The sequence below is a fragment of the Opitutia bacterium genome (assembly GCA_016217545.1).
Taxonomy (GTDB): Bacteria; Verrucomicrobiota; Verrucomicrobiia; order Opitutales; family Opitutaceae; genus Didemnitutus.
The window spans coordinates 20,623-40,334 of record JACRHT010000016.1 but is presented as its reverse complement, the minus strand read 5'-3'; the positions used below and the strand labels follow the sequence as shown (position 1 = coordinate 40,334).

At 66.1% G+C, this 19,712-nt stretch carries 17 protein-coding genes and 1 tRNA gene; 5 read left to right on the top strand and 13 right to left on the bottom strand.

Annotation, left to right across the window (positions count from 1 at the left end):
• Window position 1: 1 nt before the first annotated feature.
• Genes gspE through HZA32_12690 form a run of 5 tightly spaced genes read right to left on the bottom strand, consistent with a single transcriptional unit; the run spans window position 2 to window position 7,093 of the window.
• Window positions 2-1,699 (bottom strand): type II secretion system ATPase GspE, encoded by a 1,698-nt coding sequence (gene gspE / locus HZA32_12710; protein MBI5424932.1) that lies wholly within the window; start codon window positions 1,697-1,699, stop codon window positions 2-4.
• A gap of 13 nt (window positions 1,700-1,712) precedes the next feature.
• Entirely contained in the window at window positions 1,713-2,795 is a 1,083-nt protein-coding gene (locus HZA32_12705; protein MBI5424931.1) for a type IV pilus twitching motility protein PilT, read from the bottom strand.
• Window positions 2,796-2,810: 15 nt separating this feature from the next.
• The gene (locus HZA32_12700; GenBank protein ID MBI5424930.1) at window positions 2,811-4,526 is read right to left on the bottom strand and encodes a type II/IV secretion system protein; all 1,716 of its coding nucleotides are present in this window, start codon (window positions 4,524-4,526) and stop codon (window positions 2,811-2,813) included.
• Window positions 4,527-4,556: 30 nt separating this feature from the next.
• Window positions 4,557-6,488: a transcription termination factor Rho gene (rho, locus tag HZA32_12695; protein MBI5424929.1), complete on the bottom strand. Its 1,932-nt coding sequence runs from the start codon at window positions 6,486-6,488 to the stop codon at window positions 4,557-4,559.
• A 14-nt stretch (window positions 6,489-6,502) separates the two neighbouring features.
• A complete protein-coding gene (locus HZA32_12690) occupies window positions 6,503-7,093 on the bottom strand; it encodes a dephospho-CoA kinase (GenBank protein ID MBI5424928.1) in 591 nt (196 codons plus the stop codon).
• A gap of 82 nt (window positions 7,094-7,175) precedes the next feature.
• Between HZA32_12690 and HZA32_12685 the strand changes: the two genes are divergently transcribed.
• The 3 genes from HZA32_12685 to HZA32_12675 all read left to right on the top strand — a co-directional run bounded on the left by HZA32_12685 (window position 7,176) and on the right by HZA32_12675 (window position 10,680).
• Window positions 7,176-8,036, top strand: a complete 861-nt coding sequence (locus tag HZA32_12685; protein MBI5424927.1) for a hypothetical protein — start codon at window positions 7,176-7,178, stop codon at window positions 8,034-8,036.
• 20 nt (window positions 8,037-8,056) lie between these two features.
• Window positions 8,057-9,592, top strand: coding sequence for a YifB family Mg chelatase-like AAA ATPase (locus HZA32_12680; GenBank protein ID MBI5424926.1), 1,536 nt, complete (start codon window positions 8,057-8,059; stop codon window positions 9,590-9,592).
• Window positions 9,593-9,663: 71 nt separating this feature from the next.
• Window positions 9,664-10,680: a hypothetical protein gene (locus HZA32_12675; GenBank protein MBI5424925.1), complete on the top strand. Its 1,017-nt coding sequence runs from the start codon at window positions 9,664-9,666 to the stop codon at window positions 10,678-10,680.
• A gap of 24 nt (window positions 10,681-10,704) precedes the next feature.
• On the opposite strand, the gene HZA32_12670 is transcribed toward HZA32_12675, so the two are convergent.
• The 8 genes from HZA32_12670 to HZA32_12635 all read right to left on the bottom strand — a co-directional run bounded on the left by HZA32_12670 (window position 10,705) and on the right by HZA32_12635 (window position 15,280).
• Window positions 10,705-11,283, bottom strand: a complete 579-nt coding sequence (locus HZA32_12670; GenBank protein ID MBI5424924.1) for a hypothetical protein — start codon at window positions 11,281-11,283, stop codon at window positions 10,705-10,707.
• Window positions 11,284-11,403: 120 nt separating this feature from the next.
• Window positions 11,404-11,601, bottom strand: coding sequence for a 50S ribosomal protein L35 (gene rpmI, locus HZA32_12665; protein MBI5424923.1), 198 nt, complete (start codon window positions 11,599-11,601; stop codon window positions 11,404-11,406).
• 17 nt (window positions 11,602-11,618) lie between these two features.
• On the bottom strand, window positions 11,619-12,128 hold the full coding sequence (locus HZA32_12660; GenBank protein ID MBI5424922.1) for a hypothetical protein: 510 nt from the start codon (window positions 12,126-12,128) through the stop codon (window positions 11,619-11,621).
• The gene (locus tag HZA32_12655) at window positions 12,125-12,460 is read right to left on the bottom strand and encodes a hypothetical protein (GenBank protein MBI5424921.1); all 336 of its coding nucleotides are present in this window, start codon (window positions 12,458-12,460) and stop codon (window positions 12,125-12,127) included. The genes HZA32_12660 and HZA32_12655 overlap by 4 nt, the downstream gene beginning before the upstream one ends.
• Window positions 12,457-12,774, bottom strand: coding sequence for a DNA-directed RNA polymerase subunit omega (locus HZA32_12650; GenBank protein ID MBI5424920.1), 318 nt, complete (start codon window positions 12,772-12,774; stop codon window positions 12,457-12,459). Before HZA32_12650 ends, HZA32_12655 begins: the two co-directional genes overlap by 4 nt.
• Before the next feature lie 413 nt (window positions 12,775-13,187).
• A tRNA-Glu gene (locus HZA32_12645) sits at window positions 13,188-13,262 on the bottom strand.
• A gap of 70 nt (window positions 13,263-13,332) precedes the next feature.
• Complete coding sequence (ndk, locus tag HZA32_12640) at window positions 13,333-13,749, bottom strand: nucleoside-diphosphate kinase (protein ID MBI5424919.1); 417 nt, start codon at window positions 13,747-13,749, stop codon at window positions 13,333-13,335.
• A 91-nt stretch (window positions 13,750-13,840) separates the two neighbouring features.
• Entirely contained in the window at window positions 13,841-15,280 is a 1,440-nt protein-coding gene (locus HZA32_12635; protein ID MBI5424918.1) for a deoxyribodipyrimidine photo-lyase, read from the bottom strand.
• A 150-nt stretch (window positions 15,281-15,430) separates the two neighbouring features.
• Here HZA32_12635 and HZA32_12630 point away from each other — a divergent pair, with 150 nt between their 5' ends.
• Complete coding sequence (locus HZA32_12630; protein MBI5424917.1) at window positions 15,431-17,680, top strand: RNB domain-containing ribonuclease; 2,250 nt, start codon at window positions 15,431-15,433, stop codon at window positions 17,678-17,680.
• Window positions 17,681-18,112: 432 nt separating this feature from the next.
• Window positions 18,113-19,531, top strand: coding sequence for a sigma-54-dependent Fis family transcriptional regulator (locus HZA32_12625; protein MBI5424916.1), 1,419 nt, complete (start codon window positions 18,113-18,115; stop codon window positions 19,529-19,531).
• The last annotated feature ends 181 nt before the right edge of the window (window positions 19,532-19,712 follow it).

Below are 19,712 nucleotides of genomic sequence, written 5' to 3'. Positions count from 1 at the left end.
GTCACATGTATTTCAACACTTCCTCGAGCGAAGTCTCGCCCGCGAGCATCGCTTCCAAGCCCGCCTCGCGCAGCGGCCGCATCCCCTGCTCGATCGCCTTCTGGCGGAGCTGCACGAGCGAAGCGCCCGCGACGACGAGGTCGCGCATTGCGTCGGTCATTTTCAGCATCTCGAAAATTCCCAAGCGCCCGCGATAGCCGCCGTGGTGACACGCGACGCAGCCTCTGCCCTCGTAGAACGGTCGCCCGGCCAATTGCACGCGCTCGATGCCGGCCTGCCGCAACACGGCGTCGCTCGGCTCGTAGGGCGTCCGGCAGTCCGGACAGATGCGCCGCACGAGGCGCTGTGCGAGCACGGCCTCGAGTGTCGACGCGAGCAGGAACGGTTCGATGCCCATGTCGACGAGCCGCGTGACGGCGCCGGGCGCGTCGTTGGTGTGCAGCGTCGACAGCACGAGGTGGCCCGTGAGCGAAGCCTGAATCGCGATCTGCGCCGTCTCTAGGTCGCGGATTTCGCCGACCATCACGATGTCCGGGTCCTGACGCAGAAACGCCCGCAACGCGCGCGCGAAGGTGAGGTCGGCGGAGTAGTTCACCGGCACCTGCATGATGCCATCGATCTCGTATTCGACCGGATCCTCGACGGTGAGAATCTTCACGTCGGGCGAATTCAGCTCCTTCAGGCAGCTGTAGAGCGTCGTCGTCTTGCCCGAGCCGGTCGGACCGGTGACGACGAAGATGCCGTTCGGCCGCTGGATGATTTCGCGCACCGATTCCTCGATCGGCGCCGGCATCGTGAGCTGCGTGAGATTCAGCTGCACGGCGGATTGATCGAGCACGCGCAACACCACGCTCTCGCCGAATTGCGTCGGCAGCGTCGAGACGCGCAAGTCCACCGCGCGACCTGCGACGGTGAGTTTGATGCGGCCGTCCTGCGGCACGCGGCGCTCTGCGATGTTGAGATTCGCGAGCACCTTCACGCGCGAGATGATCGGCATCGCGAGAGCCTTCGGCGGCGGCGCCATTTCGTAGAGCGCGCCGTCGATGCGATAGCGAATCTTGAATTCGTGCTCGAACGGCTCGAAGTGGATGTCCGACGCCTTGTCGCGGATCGCCTGGCTGAGCACGAGGTTCACGAAGCGAATGATCGGCGTCTGGCCGGCCATTTCCTCAAGGTCAGCGTCGGAGATGTCGGCATCGTCGGTTGAGGTGCCGTCGAGCTGCGATTGCATTTCGCCGATCACTTGGTCGAGCGAGGCATCCTCGTCACCGTAGTGCTGCTGGATCAGCGAAGCGATACGTTCGGGATCGGCCACCACGAGGCGCACATCGCGCTCGAGTGCGAAGGTGAGATCGCTCACCAGCTGCGGGTTGAACGGATCGACGGCGAGCAGCGAAACCGAAGTGACGTCCGCCGTCAGCGGCGCCACGCCGTAGCCGCGCGCCAGCGTGCCGTCGACGAGAGCGAGCGCCTCACCGGGCAGGCTTGGCGGCAGTTCCTGCGCGCAATCCGCCCCGAGGTGCTCGGCCACGGCACCGAGGAGTGCGGGGCGCTCAACGAGATTCAGCTCGAGCAGGACGTTGGCGAGCGGTTTGCCGCTGGCGCGATGCTCCTCGAAAGCGAGGTCGAGCTGGGATCGTTCGACGAGCTTTCGCTCGCTGAGGAGATCGAAGACGGACTGGTCGTGGCCCTCGAACATCGCGCGGCCGGAATCACACCGCGCGAAGCTTCACGCCCATGCTGGTGAGCTTGTTCTTCATCGCCTCGGGATCCTGCGCCTTTTCCACCGCTTCGTCGGGATCGATCAGCTCGCGGTTCACGAGACTGAGCAAGTGCGTGTCGAGCGTGATCATGCCGAGCGCGGCGCCGGTCTGGATGTCGGAGGTGATGCGGAAGGTCTTGTTGTCGCGAATGAGCGAGGCGATCGACGAGGTGTTCACCATGATCTCGTAGGCCGCGATGCGCCCGCCGCCGTTCTTTTTGCAGAGCGACTGGGAGATGACGCCGATGATCGACGTCGAGAGCTGCGTGCGGATCATCTCCTTCATGTTCGCGGGGAACGCGTCGACGATGCGGTCGACGGTTTTCGCGGCGCTGTTCGTGTGCAGCGTGCCGAAAACGAGGTGGCCCGTCTCGGCCGCGGAGATGGCGGCTTCGATCGTCTCGAGGTCGCGCAATTCGCCGACGAGAATCACGTCCGGATCCTGGCGCAGCGCGCGGCGGATGGCTTCGGAGAAGCTCGGCACGTCCTGCCCGATCTCGCGCTGGGTGACGACGCAGCGCTTGTGCGGGTGGTAATACTCGATCGGGTCCTCGATGGTGATGATGTGTCCGTCGCGGTTCTCGTTGATGTAATTCACCATCGAGGCGAGCGTCGTGGACTTGCCGGAGCCGGTCGGTCCCGTGACGAGAAACAGGCCACGCGGGCGGTAGAGCAGTTCCTTGATCTTGTCGGGCAGGCCGATTTGCCGGAGATCGAAGAGCTGGTTCGGGATCTGGCGCAGGACCATGCCGTAGTTGCCCTTCGCCTTGAGCACGGAGACGCGGAAACGCGCCTTGTCGAGATACGCGAAGCCGAAGTCGGTGCCGCCGTTCAGCTTCACGTTCTGCACGTGATTGTCGGGCGTGATCGAGAGCATGAGACCCTCGGTGTCCGCCGGCGTGAGCGCCGGTCCGTCGATCGGCGTCATGCTGCCGCGCATGCGCAACGTGGGCGGCGTGCCGACCTGGAGGTGGAGATCGGAGCATTTCTGATCAACGACCAGCTCCAGGAGGTCATTCATTTCGTAGGGCATGGCGTGAAGGGACTTTTAGTCGATATCGCCGACAGTGACGGAGACAACTTCCTCGATTGTGGTGAGACCGGCGAGCACTTTTCGGACGCCGTCCTCGCGGATAGTGCGCATGCCGTCTCGCCGGGCGCGGGCGCGCAACTGCGTGGCACTCGCGTTCTCATAGATCATCGCGCGGATTTCGTCCGAGATCAAAAAGATCTCAAAAATGCCCATGCGCCCACGGTAACCGGTGCCGTTGCACTCCACGCAACCGGCACCGCGCATGAAGCGCGCGCCCTTCAACTGCTCCGGCGTCGCTCCGAGCGCGAGCAGCTCGCGCGCCGTTGGCGTGTAGTCGCGCGCGCAGTTGCGGCAGACGCGCCGCACGAGACGTTGCGCCATCGTCGCGCGCAGCGAGGCCGCCACGAGGAACGGCTTGGCGCCGATGTCGATCAGGCGCGTGACGGCGCTCGGGGCGTCGTTCGTGTGCAGCGTGCTGAAGACGAGGTGACCGGTCAGCGAGGCGTTGATGGCGATGTCGGCGGTCTCGGCATCGCGAATTTCGCCGACCATGACGATGTTCGGCGCCTGCCGGAGCATCGCGCGCAGCGCGGACGCGAAGGTCATGCCGATCTCCGCGCGCACCGGCACTTGGTTGATGCCCGTCAGCTGATACTCCACCGGATCCTCGACCGTGATGATCTTGCGGTCGGACTTGTTGAGGTGATGGAGGCACGCGTAGAGCGTCGTCGTCTTGCCCGAACCGGTTGGACCGGTGACGAGCAGGATGCCATCGGGAGATGAGATGAGTTTCGAAAAATCCGTCTCGTCGTCTCCGTAGAAGCCGAGTTCCGGCAAACCGAGGCGCAGGCCTTCCTTGTCGAGGATGCGCATGACGATGCTCTCGCCGTGCGCCGTGGGCAGCGAGGAGACGCGCAAATCGAGCTGCTTGCCGCCAAGGATGATCTGGATGCGTCCATCCTGTGGCACGCGCTTCTCGGCGATGCTGATGTTCGCCATGATCTTCACGCGCGAGATGAGCGCGAGTTGCAGGCGCTTGGCCGGCGAGTCGACCTCCACGAGCACGCCGTCGATCCGGTAACGCACACGGAAGCGACGCTCCAGCGGCTCGAGATGGATGTCCGACGCGCGGCGTCGCACCGCCTCGTGGATGATCGAGTGAACGAGGCGGATGATCGGCGCGTCGCTGTCCTTCGCGGTGGGATCGGCGGCGGAGATCGACTCGCCGCTGGCCGCCGATGCGCCCGCGCCGCCTGTCAGGTCCTCCAATTCGTCAGACTCGCGGCCGTAGTGGCGCGCGATGGTCCGCTGGAGGTCGTCGCTCGCCGCGACCACGGGAGTGACGCGCCGGTCGCAGACGTGCGAGAGTCCGTCGAGCACGTCCGCGTCGAGCGGATCCGGAACGGCGACTTGCACGGCATCACCGTCGAATGCCACGGCGCAGACGCCGTGGCGCATCACGAACGAACGCGGAATGGTCGCGAGCACGTCGCCGGGGATTTGATGCTCCCCGACGACCACGAACGGCATGCCGAGCGCGTGCGCGGTGGCTTCGGCGAGCGCGCGGCGATCGAGCGCGCCGCTCGAGAACAGCGACTCGAGCACGTTCGGCACCGCCGTGGTGAGATCCGTGTGCTCCGCCGCCACGCGCCGCGCAGCGTCCACCGCTTCCGCGGCCACGAGACCGCGATCCACGGCGAGTTGCAGGACGAAGTCGTCGGCGGTGGTCAAGCGGGGCGGGCTGACCGGCGCGGGCGCGCGTCAGCGATTGAGGCTCATCAGGAATTCGGCGTTCGTCTTCGTCTTCTTGAGGCGCTGGATGAGCATCTCGATCGAATCGGCCGCCGGCACGCCCTGCATGGCGCGGCGCAACGAGTAGATGCGCGCGAGCTCGTCGGGGTGATAGATGAGCTCCTCTTTGCGCGTGCCGGACTTGTCGATGTTGAGCGCGGGGAAGATGCGCTTGTTGACGAGGTCGCGGTCGAGGTGGAGCTCCATGTTGCCGGTGCCCTTGAACTCCTCGAAGATGATCTCGTCCATGCGGCTGCCGGTGTCGACGAGCGCGGTGCCGAGGATCGTGAGCGAGCCGGCGCCCTCGATGTTGCGCGCGGAACCGAAGAAACGCTTCGGCTTTTGCAGCGCGGTGGCCTCGAGACCGCCGGACATGATCTTGCCGGAGTTCGACGCGAGTGCGTTGTAGGCGCGCGCGAGGCGCGTGATGGAGTCGAGCAGAATGACGACGTGTTCGCCGTGCTCCACGAGACGCCGCGCCTTCTCGATCACCATCTCGGCGCAGTGGACGTGGTTTTCCGGTGTCTCGTCGAAGGTCGAGCTGACGACCTCGCCCTTGCAGTGGCGGCGGAAGTCGGTGACTTCCTCGGGACGCTCGTCAATGAGCAGGATGATGAGCTTCGCCTCGGGCGAGTTCGCCGCGATCGAGTTCGCCATGTTCTGCATCAGGACGGTCTTGCCGGTGCGCGGCGGGGCGACGATCAAGCCGCGCTGGCCGAAGCCGACGGGCGTGATGATGTCGACCATGCGCATGGAGACGTCCTTCGCGCCCTGCGACTCGAGCCAGATGCGCTTCAGCGGATAGTAAGGCGTGAGTTCCTCGAACGGCTTGATCGACGAAATGTCCTCGGGCGTGCCGCCCATGACCTTGCGGATGCGCACGACGCTCGGGCAACGGTCGTTGCCTTGCGGCGCCTGCACCTGCACCTCGACCTGATGGCCGCGCTTGAGGCCGAGCTTCTTGACGAAGCCGTCCGGCAGGAACGCGTTCTCGGGGTAAAGGCGGTAGTTGACGAAGTCGTGAACGACGAAGCCGAAGCCGCGATCGGTGAGGTCGATCCAGCCCTGGTCGAGCAACGGGATCTTCTGCTCTGCCGCGGCAGCGAAGATCGCGCTGAGGAGTTGCTTGCGGTTCGGCACGCCTTCGAGCTTCGCGCCGAGTTCGCGGGCCTTGGCCGTCAGCTCCGCGTGGCCGAGCGCGTAAAGTTCATTGAGCCAGATCGGGTCGGCTTTCTTCGCGGCGATGTCGTCGGCGAGCGTGTCGAGCGCCGCGAGATCGGCGAAGCGCGCGGGATCGGGCATTTCGCCGTAGTAGATCTCGCCTTTCGGCGGAGGCGGTTGCTGGGGGTGCTTGGGCTGGCCGCCGTTGCCGCCGCCCTGCCCGCCACCGCCGCGGTGTTTTTCCCATTTGCCGCCGCGGAATTTTTTGTCGCGCCAGCGGTTGAATTTACCGCCACCACCACCGCCGCCGTGTTGCTGGCCACCTTGCTGCTGGTCGCCGCTGTAACTGTCGCCGCCACCCGCAGCGCTGTCAGCCTGCGCGGGCGGTTGGCCGGCACCGGAATCTTCGCCACCGCTTGGCGCAGGGGCGGGAGCGGGCGGAGTCTCGCGCACTTCCTCTTGCGCAGGAGCACGCTCTTCGGCGCGCTCGCGGCGTTCGGGCGCAGGAGCCGGAGGCGGTTCCTCACGGCGCGGCTCGGGAACAAACTCGGTCTGCACCGGCGCAGGAGCAGGGGCGGATTTTTCCGCGACCGGGGCCGCCGGAGCTTCACCCGCATCGGCGCTCGCCGCTTTCTTCGAGCGATAGAGGCGCGAACGGGTGCGCGTGCGTTTCTTGGGAGCTTCGCCGCCTTCGGGCGCTGAGCTGGGAGTGTCCTCGTCGGACTTCGGAGGGAGGGCCATCGTGTTATGGCGGGTCAGTGAGAGTGGATGAGGGAAAGGCGACGGGCCAGTTCGCTGACTTGCTCGCGCAAAAATGAAAGGGTGCCGTCGTTGAGGAGAACGAAATCAGCCAACTCGCATCTTCGGGCCAGGGGCAGCTGCTTGGCGAGGCGCTGGCGGGCGATCTCAGGGGAGACACCACGTTGCTCCAGCCGCCTAAGTTGCAGGTCGGAGGATGTGGTTACGCAGACCGTGAAATCAAACCTATTCTGGAGCTGTTTCTCGAAGAGCAACGGCACTTCGACAATGAACTTCTCGTCCTGTGCCGCGGCGTAAATCCCGTCCCAATGCGCCCGTAGCCGCGGGTGGAGCAGGTTCTCCAGCCATGCCAGCGCCTCCGCATCGCCGAAGACCACGGCCCCGAGCTTCGCGCGGTCGACCGCGCCGTCCGCCCCCAGGATTCCGTCGCCAAACCTCTCCCGCAACGCCGTCACGACCTCCGCGCTCGGCAGCAGCACTTCGTGCACGGTCCGATCCGCATCGAGCCGGCGGAAGCCGAGCTCAGCGAACAATGCAGCGGCGGTGGATTTGCCGCATCCCATCCCGCCGGTCAGGCCGACGATCAAATTGCCACGTTGGGCCATGCGTGAACGGCGAAACAAATGCGCTTGCTGCATGAGGGGCAAACCCTATTTCGAGTTCACCCGCATGGCCCTCCCCACCGCCATCGTTGCCAAAGACCCTGGCGCGACCGCCACCCACTTGAAGACCGTCTTCGGCGCGCTGGGCTGGGCCTCGAGCCACGCCTTGATCGAGCGCGTCCTCGCCGATGTCACCGCCGCGTTCTGGGGCAACCGCTCCGGCTATCTCGCGATCGACATGCGCTACCACGATCTCGGCCACACGCTGCAAGCCACCGTTTGCACCGCCGATCTGATTGCGGGCCAGCGCCGCGCGAACGCACTGCCGGAGTTCGGTCAACGCGCCGCCGAACTCACCGTCGTCGCCGCGCTCCTGCACGACAGCGGCTTTCTGAAGCTCGCCGGCGACACCGATGGCACGGGGGCGAAATACACGATGGTCCACGAGCGCCGCAGCTGCGATTTCGCGCGCGCCTACCTGCCCGCCCTCGGCGTTCAACCCGACGAACTCGACGACGTCTGCGCGGCGATCAGCTGCACCGGTCCGCGCAATCGCATCAGCACGCAAAAATTCCGCAACGCCACGGTGCGCCGCATGACCTGCCTGCTGGTCACCGCCGACTACCTCTCGCAAATGTGCGCGCCCGACTATGCGGACAAGCTCGACTACCTCTTCGCAGAATTCGCCGAGGCCTTCGACCACGAGGGCGTGCCGCCCGAGAGCCGTCCGTATCGCACCGTCCACGAGCTGAAGACCAAGACGCCGGACTTCTGGGAGAAATTCGTGCGCCCGATGCTCGACACCGAGACCGACGCCGTTCATCGCTACCTTACATTCACGGGCCAAACCAATCCCTACTTGCAGGCCATCGAGGACAACATCGCTGAAGTCCGCCGCCGCGCCCAGCTGGGATTGGTAACCACCTAGCTCCGCTCTCCGCCTGCTGAATGCTTGCCACGATCTGCTCGGCCGCCCTGGTCGGGATCGACGCCGTCCCCGTGTCCGTCGAAGTCAACACCGGCGAAACCGGTGAACCGAAACTCATCCTCGTCGGCCTCCCCGACGCCGCCGTCAAGGAGTCGGACGACCGCGTCTTCTCCGCGCTCAGCAACTCCGGCTTCCGCATGCCGCGCACGCGCACGACCATCAACCTCGCGCCCGGCGGCCTGCGCAAGGAAGGCGCGCTCTACGATCTCCCCATCGCCCTCGGCATCCTCGTCGCCGACGGCAAACTCAAGAACGAGCGCCTCGACGACTTCCTCATCGCCGGCGAACTCAGCCTCTCCGGCGCCACGCGCGCCGTCCGCGGCGGCCTCGCCCTCGCCGTCCTCGCCCGCCAGTCCGGCAAGCGCACCCTGCTCCTCCCGCCCATCACCGCCGACGAAGCCGCCCTCGTCGAAGGCATCCAAGTCTACGCCGTCAAATCGCTCGACGAAGCCGCGAGCTTCCTCGCCGGCGAAGCCAAACTCCTCCCCGTCGCCCCGCGCCAGCCCAGCCGCGCCGCCGCCGCGAGCGACACGCACCTCGATTTCTCGGAGATCAAAGGCCAGCACGCCGTCCGCCGCGCCGTCGAAGTCGCTGTCGCCGGCGGACACAATCTCCTGATGATCGGGCCGCCCGGCTCCGGGAAATCCATGATCGCGAAACGCGTGCCGACGATCATGCCGCAGCCCACGCTCGACGAGTATCTCGAGATCCTCCGCATCCACAGCGCCGCCGGCGCCACGCTCAACGGCGAAGTGCGCTTCCTCGAACGCCCCGCCCGGGCGCCGCACCACACCATCTCCGACGTCGGCCTGCTCGGTGGCGGCGCAGTGCCCGGCCCCGGCGAAATCTCCCTCGCGCACCACGGCGTGCTCTTCCTCGACGAGCTGCCCGAGTTCAAGCGCTCGGCCCTCGAAGTCCTGCGCCAACCGCTCGAGGACGGCACCGTCCAAATCTCCCGCAGCGCCGGCAAGATCACCCTGCCCTGCCACTTCATGCTCGTCGCGGCGATGAACCCCTGCCCTTGCGGCTATCTCGGCGATCCGAAGCACGAATGCCGCTGCGCGCCGTCGCAAATCCAACGCTACCGCAATCGCGTGAGCGGTCCGCTGCTCGATCGCATCGACATCCACATCGAAGCGCCCGCGCTGTCGCTCACTGAGCTGCGCAACGACCAAGCCGGCGAAACTTCCGCCGCCATCCGCACCCGCGTCGAGACGGCCCGCGCCGTGCAACGCGCTCGCTTCCAAGACTCCCGCGTCACCGCCAACGCGCGCATGTCGCAGACGCACATCAAGCGCCATTGCCACCTCGATTCCTCGCTCGGCGACCTGCTCCAGCAAGCCATGGAACAGCTCGCCCTCAGCGCCCGCGCCTACGACCGCATCCTGAAAGTCGCCCGGACCATCGCCGACCTCGCCGGCGCCGAGAAAATCGCCGCCCCGCACCTCCTCGAAGCCATCCAGTATCGCTCCCTCGATCGCAACGTGTTCTACTGAGCAGGTTCCGTTTCGGCGTGTGCGCTGAAAGTTTCACCCCACTTTCCCCGTTCCAATCCACGATCCCCGCCATGAACACCCTGAAAAAAATCCTCCTGTTCACGTTTGCCATCGCGCTCGCTCACCTCGCGCACGCCGCCGGTCCCACCATCCAACCCGGCGCAGGCGAATTCACGCTCGCCACACATGACACCACCAACATGCGGAGTTGGGGCGATTTCGTGGACATCCAGCTGGGTGGCCCCGCAAACCCCGACTGGCTGAACGCTTCAAAATGGACGCTGCGGATCAACGGCGTGCCCGTGGGCATCGACCGCATCTACCCGGCCGCTGAAGCGGGACACTACCGCTTCGCGATCATCCGCCCGGCCGCGAAACCGGCGGGCCCGGGCGAGCTCGACAGCGTCGCGATCAACGCGCTCGCGCCCGATCGCTTCGGCTCCGCAGACGCGGCGATCTCACTTGAATTCGCCGGCCAACCGCTCAAACCGCTTGGCACCGCTCCCGCGCTGATGCTCTTCGGGCTCGTCCATCCGTTCCGCCTCATCGCATTCGCCATCATCGCGCTCATCGTGGTCGTCGGCGTTTGGTTCACGGGCTGGAAAACCGGCGTCCTGCGCGACGATGAGCCCACGCTCGCCCCGACCGATCGCCCCTTCAGCCTCGCGCGCGTGCAACTCGCCCTCTGGATGGTGCTCATCGGCGTCAGCTTCATCCTGCTCTACCTGATCACCGGCCAGACCAACGGCATCCTCAATGGCACCGCCGTCGCGTTGCTCGGCATCAGCAGCGTAACGACGCTCGCGTCCGCCGCCGCCGGCGACCCGAAACCCGCTGCCCCGGCACCGGTCGTCGCCGCCGTGGCCGTTGCGCCGCAGCGCCACGTCGGCCTGGTCGACGACCTCATCAGCGACACCAAAGGTGCCAACCTCCACCGCGTGCAAATGGTCATGTGGACCCTCGTGCTCGCCGCGATCTACGTCTTCGACACTTGGACGTCGCTCAAATTGCCGAACTTCGATCCGCAAACCTTCGCGCTGATGGGCATCAGCTCCACGACCTACGTGTGGTTCAAGAATCGCGAGTGATCGCGGCGCCGAGTTCGGCCGACCTCAACGCTCCGGCGGAACGACGCCGCTCAGCAACTCCCACGCGATGACGCGATAGGCCGGCCGATGCGCCGCGCCGAACGCCTTCGAATGATGCACCGCCGGCCAGCCGGCGGTGCGCATCTTGTCGCCAAACTCCCGCGCGGCGGCCGCCGTGAATGGCAGGCGTTTCTCCTCCGCCAGCGTCACGACCTGATTCCACGCCTCCGCCAGCTGGTCACGCGTGCCGAACTTGCGCTGCGCGGTGGCGACGAAGGCGCGCACCAGCTTCGCCGCATCGCCGCCCCGCGCCACGAACGGCCGCAAATGCACGCGCGCCAACGCGCCGTCCGGCGCGATGGGATCGACGAGCGGCTCATCCGGGCCGTCACCGAGCGACGCGAGTTCGTTCTCCATCCACTTCCGCGCTCCCGCCTCATCGGCCACCGCGTGTTCAGCGCCGAGCACCGCTTGAAAGAGCAGCTTGTAGCAATCCTGCGGCTCGAGTTGCGGATAACGTTTCGCGTGCTCAAGCAACACGGGCCGGAAATCCGCCGCCGAAACCGTCGCCGTCAGCGCGCACAGAAGAAAAATCCATCGCATCGGCCGCGAGAAAGCCCGAGCCCGCACTCACTGGCAAGCGTGTCGCCCGTCACCACAAACCGCCAACGCTCTCCGCCGCGTCGCATCGATCGCCGCGCGCCGATTGCACGCAGGGCCCGCTCACCGCAGACCGAATGGCAGGCACATGAGCAGCGGCGCGGCGTGGCCCGGCGCCACGGGCTTGTCCCGGCTCGCTCTTCGCTTGGCGCGCGTGCTCTTGTTGGCCAGCAAGTGACGGAAACCAGGCGTGCGGCGGAGCATCTTGCCTCGGGCAGTGATCTTAAAGCGCTTCGCGACGGACTTTTTGGTTTTTTGCATAAGTGGTCGGCGACAGATCAGTTGCCCGACGCAGCGGGAGTCCGGTGGAGGACGAACGCCACGGTGTGACGGCGGTCCCACGATCGACGATCCGCTCTCGGCAACACATCGGACGCGCCACTCTCGAACGGACACCAGACCCGGAAACCTTCTTCGTCGATTTGCTCCAGCACCGTGAATTGCAGCAGCGTATCCGAACGTTCGTTGGTCGGACGGAGCGCCTTGTCCATCGCGACGAGCACGGCGTCGCCGCCGCGGTGCGCAAGGAGCACCGCATCGTAGTCGCCGGTGACTTTGAACTCCTCGCCCAATCCGAGCGCGCGCGCCACGACTGCCAGCGAGCCCACGTCCAGTTCGCCCGGTCGCGTTTCCCAATGTGGAAACTGTCCTTCGAACCGGTTCAGATAGTCTTCCTCTGACGGACTGAGATGGCCTTCGTTCTCCCACAGGCGCAACAGGCACCGGCTCGCTCCGCCAAAGCGATCCAGCGTGCGCACCGTGCGCGGCAGCAAGATTTGTTCGTTCATAAAAGGATGGTCGGCGGCGCCACGCTCGCCACCGCTTGAGGCGGCACATCGGCACCGATCGTGACGTTCCGGGCCGTGAGCGCCGCGTCCATCTGGTCCGCGCCCGCGCTTCGCAGCACCGAAAGCCCAAAGAGCATGCGCAGGACGTCGCCGTGTCTCCGGCCGTCGAGATAGATATCGAGCGCACCCGCGATCGCGGCGACCGACGGGACGAACGGTGCCGTCGCCCGCCGATAGTGGCGCAAACTCACCCGACAGCGTGGCGGTCGCTCCGATTCCTCGCGGGCAACCGGCGGCGATCCGCCGACCGTCAGTTGGAGCGTCTCCGTCATGCCGTTCGTTGTTTGGCCCCGACCAGCACATTGTGTCCGCCGAATCCCGGACGCCCCATCGTTCCGGACGCGATGCCTGGAGCGCGAACGGGAGGAGTCGGGACCCGCAGTTCCTCGGCCGTGGCGATTTCGTAGGAAATCTTTCGCTCCGCGATTTCGCGCAACGCGATGTCCTCGAGCGAAAGTTTTTCCAGCGAGGAGATCAGCGGACGAGCCCCTCGGCGCAGTTGCTTCACGCGGCGGGAGACCACATTGACGAGGATGTAGGGGTCGCTGATCACCTCGGCAGCGCTTTGAATGTAGTCGTTTCTCATGTTTGGTCGGCTCGCGCGATGCGGTCTGCATCAGGCCTCAGCCAAGGCCGAAGTTTAATTCTCCGCTCGGTAAAGGCGAAGGCATTCCCCGCGGCGGCGACGCTGCTGGGCCAAAGCGTTCGCCGGCCATCCGCTTGCGGACAACAATAGATTCACCTTTGCGCGCTCCTGCTGAAGGCGACGGCGTCGCGCTCGAGTTCAGCGGCCCCAAAACCGACCGCGCTCGCAATTCAACCCGACGTGACGTCCGCCCGATCCGCTGATCTCGCCGCGCGGGGAAAGCCTCAGTCGAAGCGCGCTTTTGCTTTCACCCCACAAAAGCGAAAACCGCCCTGATTGCGGGCGGTTTTTTGTCGGATGCATGTGACTGCCGTATGAACCGGTCGTCACCGCGCCAATTTCCGATCGAAATTTGGCGCCCTCACGGGGAATCGAACCCCGGTTTGGGCCTTGAGAGGGCCCCGTCCTAGCCGCTAGACGATGAGGGCAAAACTGCGAGAGGGGCGAACTAAGCGGACCCGTCCCGCAGTCGTCAAGTATTCAGATTCGCGACCGCGTTCAGCCGAGGATTTCCTCGGGCTTGAAGAAACGGGCGATCTCGATGCGGCCGTTTTCCTCGGAGTCGGACGCGTGAACCACGTTCTTCATCATTTCGGTGCCGAAATCGCCACGGATCGTGCCCTTGGCGGCCTTGCGGGAGTCGGTCGGCCCGAGCAGGTCGCGCACGCGCGCGACGATGTTTTCGCCCTTCAAGGCCATCACGACAACCGGACGGGAGCTCATGAAGCCCTCGATTTCCGGGTAGAACGGCTTGCTGGCGACATGCGCATAGTGCTCGCGCAGCTGTGCCGGCGTGAGGCTCGTGAGCTTGGCGCCGATGATCTCGAAGCCAGCCGCTTCGAAACGCTGGAGCACGGTGCCGACGAGGCGCTTTTCCATGCAATCCGGCTTAAAGATGATGAGTGTCTTCTGCATATAAAAGGTCGACACCATACATCTCCGAGGGGGCTTGGGAAGCCCCGAATTTTCTGCCCGCAACGGCGCGTCCGTCCCCGCCGGAATCGACTCAACCATTCCGAAGCGTCTGCAAAGCCGCCAAAGCCGCCGCGCGTGCCTCACCGTGGTCGACCAGCGGTTTCGGATAGGTTTTCCCGAGCACCACTCCAGCCGCACTGAGTTCCAGCGGCGGCGCCTCCCATGGCGCGTGAATGAACTCCGCCGGCAATCTCGCCAACTCCGGCACCCAACGCCGCACGTAGTCTCCGTTCGCGTCGAATTTAGCGCCCTGCAGGATCGGGTTGAAGATGCGGAAATACGGCGCCGCGTCCGCACCGCAGCCCGCCGTCCATTGCCAGCCCAACGTGTTCGCCGCAAGATCGGCATCCACCAGCGTATCCCAGAACCACGCCGCGCCTTCCTGCCAGGACAGCCGCAGGTGCTTCACGAGGAACGACGCCACGATCATGCGCACGCGGTTGTGCATCCACCCGGTCGTCCACAACTGCCGCATGCCGGCGTCCACGATCGGATAACCCGTCCGACCACGCTGCCACGCGCGCAACTGCGCTGCGTCCTTCCGCCAGGGGAACGCCGCGAACTCCGCACGCAACGGCGCCTCCACGGTGTGCGGAAAATGAAACAGCAGGTGATACGCAAACTCGCGCCAGCCGACCTCGCTGAGGAAAACCTGCGCACCGCGACTCGCGGGGAACACCCCGCTGTCCCTGCTCAAGGCGCGCACCGCGCTCCAAATCTGTCGCGGACTGATCTCACCGAAATGCAGATGCGGCGACAGCGCCGACGTGCCTTCGCGATCCGGCAAATTGCGTTCGTCCGCGTAGCGCTCCATCGCGTCGCTCACAAATTTCGTCAACCGCTTCGCCGCGCCCGCTTCGCCCGGCTCCCACGCGTCGCGAAATCCCGCATCCCACGGGATCGCGGGCAACAGGCCGATTTCGCCCAATTCGAGCGATCGCACAGGCTTCGGCGGTCCCGCGAACTTCCCCGCAGACAGTTTCACCGGCTCCGGCACGTCGAGGGTCAGGCAGTGTTTCCAGAAGGGCGTGAAAACCTGAAACGGCCCGCCAGACTTGTTCTTCACCGTGTGCGGCTCGAACAGCACCGACGCCGCGAAGCTCTTCGCGTCCACGCCGGCGGCGCACAGCTCTGCCTTGATCGTCGCATCGCGCGCGATCGCCGCGGGTTCGTAGCGGCGATTCCAGTAAACGGCGTCTGCCCCGCTCTGCTTCACCAACGCCCGCAACACCGCGCCACTCTCGCCGCGCGCGAGCACGAGCGGCGCCCCACGCTCCCGCAACGCCGCGCCAAGTTCCGCCAGCGAGTGATGCAGCCACCATCGCGACGCGCCCCCCATCGGCCAGCGCCCCTCGCCCGCCTCGTCGAGAATGTAGACGGGCAGCACCGCGCCGCGCTGCACCGCCGCGAGCAGCGCCGGGTTGTCCTGCAACCGCAGATCCTGACGGAACCAGACAATCGTGTGGGCCACTCCGCACCCGTAGCACGAAGCGCCCGCGAGTAAAGTCGGCACCCGGAAAAATTACCCGGTTGCATCCACGCGTGGCTCACGCACGTTGTTCCTCGTTTGCGAGCCCGCGATGCGCCGCTTCTCTGCGCGCCGGACCTCGCCTCCATCCCCATGAATTTCCGGGAAACACTTCTCTCCCACCTCGGTCGCCGCGACTACGTCCCGACCTCCCTCGAACGCCTCAGCCGCGAGCTGCGCCTCCCCACCAAGGACCGCCGCGAACTCGCTCGCGTGGTCCGCGATCTCATCCGCACCGGTCGCATCGTCCTCGTCAAAGGCGACCGCCTCTGCCTCCCGCAGGAGGCCGATCTCATCACCGGTCGCATCAGCTTCCGCCAAACCGGCTCCGCCATCGTCATCCCCGAGGGCAAGGTCAACTCGCCCGACAAGGAGCCCGCCATCCAGATCGCCGCCGAAAACACCGGCGTCGCCCTCCACGGCGACACCGTGGTCGTGCGCCTCATCACCGGCCGCGAGCGCGACCAGTTCCGCTTCCTCAAGCCCGACGAGCGCGCCGGTCGCGTCATCGAAATCCTCTCGCGCGCCAACGACACAACCACCGGCACGCTCCACCGCGGCCGCACCTATTTCTACGTCCTGCCCGACGACCCGCGCATCCCGCACGACATCATCGTCGGCGACCCGCTCCAGTCGAAGCTCCGCCCCATGCCCGCCGTCGGCGACAAGGTCGTCGTCCGCATCGCCGAGTGGAAGGAGCGCGACCGCAGCCCCGCCGGCGAGATCGTGGAAAAACTCGGCCGCGCCTTCGAGCCGCGCGCCGAGCTCGCCGCCATCTTCCACAAATACAACCTCTCGCCCGCGTTTCCGCCCGAGGTCGTCCGCGAGGCCGCCGCCATCCCGCCCGAGGTGCGCCTGCAGGAGCTGCGCGGCCGCATCGATTTCCGCTCCGTTCCCACGTTCACCATCGACCCCGACGACGCCAAGGACTTCGACGACGCGCTCTCGCTCGAACACCTCCCCAACGGCGACCTCCGCATCGGCGTGCACATCGCCGACGTCAGCACCTACGTCCGCGCCGGCTCCGCGCTCGATCGCGAGGCCCAGCAACGCGGCAACTCCACCTACCTCGTCGGCACCGTCGTGCCGATGCTCCCCGAAAAACTCTCCAACGGCCTCTGCTCGCTCGTCGAAGCGCAGGACCGCCTCACCAAGGCCGCCATCTTCACCTTCGCGCCCAACGGCCGCCTCAAGCAGACCGATTTCGCCAACACCGTCATCCGCTCCCTCAAGCGCCTGACCTACAAGCAGGCCTACGCGCTCATGTTCGAGGACAGCCTCGACGCACTCCGCCGCCTGCCCGTCCCGCCCAAGCACCAGACCGGCTCCACCGGCCGCCTGCTCAGTTCCCTCAGCGACGACGAACTGCGCAATCTCCAGAAATGGACCCGCCAGCTCTGGGCCATCGCGCGCAAACTCCGCGCCGACCGCTTCCGCCACGGCTCGCTCGACCTCGACATGCCCGAGACGAAAATCTTCGTCGACGAGCAGGGCTACGCCGACCGCATCGAAAAAATCGAGAACGACGAGAGCCACCAACTCATCGAGGAGTTCATGCTCCTCGCCAACGAGGCCGTCGCCCGGCTCACGCGCGAGCAGAACCTCCCGTCGCTCTACCGCGTCCACGACGACCCCGACGAGCAACGCCTCGACGACCTCCGCCGCGAGCTCCTGGGGCAAGGCATCAAGGTCGGCGATCTCAACAAACGCGAAGAACTCGTGAAGCTCCTCGCGCTCTTGAAAGACCACCCGCAAGGTCACCTGCTTCGCGTCCAGGTGCTCCGCTCGATGCGCAAAGCCTGCTACCGCGCCAAGCCCGACGGCCACTTCGGCCTCGCGAAGCAGGACTACACGCACTTCACCTCGCCGATCCGCCGCTACTCCGACCTCGTCGTCCACCGCGTCTTCGAGCACTACCTCGTGAAGTTCGAGGGTTACCCGGCCGGACCGAATAGCGCCGGCTACAACATCGCCCGCGCCGAGGCGCTCGCCGAACACCTCTCGCTCACCGAGATCAACAGCACCGAAGCCGAGCGCGACTCCGTGAAGGTGAAGCTCGCCGAATTCTTCGAGCGCGAAGTGGAGAAGAAAAAGAAAACGCGCTTCAAGGCCGTCATCACCGACGTCCGCAACCACGGCTTCTTCGTCGAACTCGCCGCCGCCGGCGCCTTCGGCCTCGTCCCGATCTCGTCGCTGCAAGACGACTTCTACCAACTCAACCCGAGCGGCACCGCGTTCATCGGCCGCAAGACGAAGCGCAAATTCGAACTCGGCCGCACGATCGAAGTCACGATCCTCCGCGTCGACCGCCAGAAGCGCATGCTCGATTTCACGGTGCCGTAACTCTCAACAGTCCACCTGTGTCCGCAGACAGATCCATTATCGAACACGATCGCCTAAACGCAGTCTTCTCGACAGGAAGTGTATTGGGGGCCGATCGAAAAGAACTTGAGCGCCTGTTGCTCGCAGCGGCTGAGTGCAAGCCGCTCGACGATTCAAACGTAAAGAGAAACGCTCGGCGCGCCGACGTTCTTCGCCACCTGCTTCAAATCAGAATTTCTGAGGAATTCCAGAGGCGAACCTACCGCATGAGCGTCGCTGCATTTGTCGTCTCGCTGCTCGCGCTAGCGTTGGCTGGCTACCGCCTCTGGCATGACGTCTCGCTAGAAGCTCAGACAACGCATTCGGCGATATCCAGAGAGGCCAAATAAGCGGTAGCGAGACGCTCTTGCATCCAACGGTCGGCTCGCCTCACTGCGGTTTGCTTCTTCTGCGATGCCCACCGACGCTCTCCCCCTCGCCCGCCGCGAGATCCTGCTCCTCGAAGACGACCCCGCGCTCCGCCGTCGGCTCGTCGCGACGCTGCGTGCGCTCGGCGGTGAAGTCTCCGAAGCCACCAACCTCGCCGAAGCGCGCCGACTCCTGCGCGACCTGAGCTTTGACTTCGCGCTCGTCGATCTGCACCTGCCCGACGGCGACGCGCTCATGCTGCTGCGCGAGGGCGCGTTTTCGGAAAACACCGGCGTCGTCGTCATGACCGCATTCGGCGGCATCCCGCAGGCCGTCGAGGCGATGCGGCTCGGCGCGGGCGACTACCTCACGAAACCGTTCGAACCCGAGGCGCTGCCCGTCGCCTTCCTGCGCTGCCGCCAGCAACGCACCGCGGCGCGCCGCACCGAGCACCAGAACTCCACCGGCGCCGACGGCGCGGAACTCTTCTTCGGCCACAGCCTCGACGCCGTCCGCCGCCAGCTCGACACCATCCTCGCCGCCGAACGCCGCCTCGAGCGCCGCTTGCCGCCCGTGCTCATCGAAGGCGAAACCGGCACCGGCAAAACCGCCCTCGCCCGCTGGCTGCACCGCCACGGCCCGCGCGCCGCCGAGCCGTTCATCGCCGTCAACTGCGCCGCATTACCCGAGCAACTCGCCGAGTCCGAACTCTTCGGCCACGAGCGCGGCGCGTTCACCGACGCCCGCACCGCCCGCACCGGCCTCTTCGAAGCCGCCGACGGCGGCACGCTCTTCCTCGACGAAATCGCGTCCCTCTCGCTCGCGATCCAGGCGAAAGTGCTCGTCGCGATCGAGGACGGCCGCATCCGCCGCCTCGGCTCGAACAAGGAAACCGCCATCGACGCGCGCCTCATCGCCGCCAGCAACCGCCCGCTGCGCGCCCTCGCCGAGACCGGCGCCTTCCGCGACGACCTCTACCAGCGCCTCAATCTCCTGCACGTCACGCTGCCGCCTCTGCGCGACCGCGGCGCCGACATCGTCGCCCTCGCGCGCCAACTCCTCGCCGCCACCGCGAAACGCCACCGCCTGCGCCCGCTCACGATTTCCGACGACGGCGCCCGTCGCCTCCAGGCCCAGCGCTGGCCCGGCAACGTCCGCGAACTCGCCCATGAGATCGAGCGCGCCGTGATCTTCGGCCAAACCGGCGCCCCGCTCGACTTCGCGCACTTCGCCGAGCCGAACACTTCCGCCTCCGCGACCGACGCATCGCTCCACGACTGGCGCAACCCCTCCTGGCGCTTGCCTGAATCCGGTTTCTCACTCGACGCCGTCACCACCGCGCTCATCGACGACGCGCTCCGCGAGACCGGCGGCAACGTCTCCGCCGCCGCGCGCCGCCTCGGCGTCACGCGCCAATTTCTCCGCTATCGCCTCGAAGGCGGCACCGACGCGGCCACCGAGTAGCGGAGGCCCGCGGCTGTTCTGATCGCCGCCGACACGATGCCAGCGCGTGGCCGCGCCTTGGCCGAATGCAGCCAACACTCCGCGCGCAGCGCCATTACGGCTGGCTGCTTTCAGCCAATCGTCCGTCACGCGTCAGCGGTCGCTTCGCCCGCGTTTTTCCGCAACTACTTCCGCGGTGCGG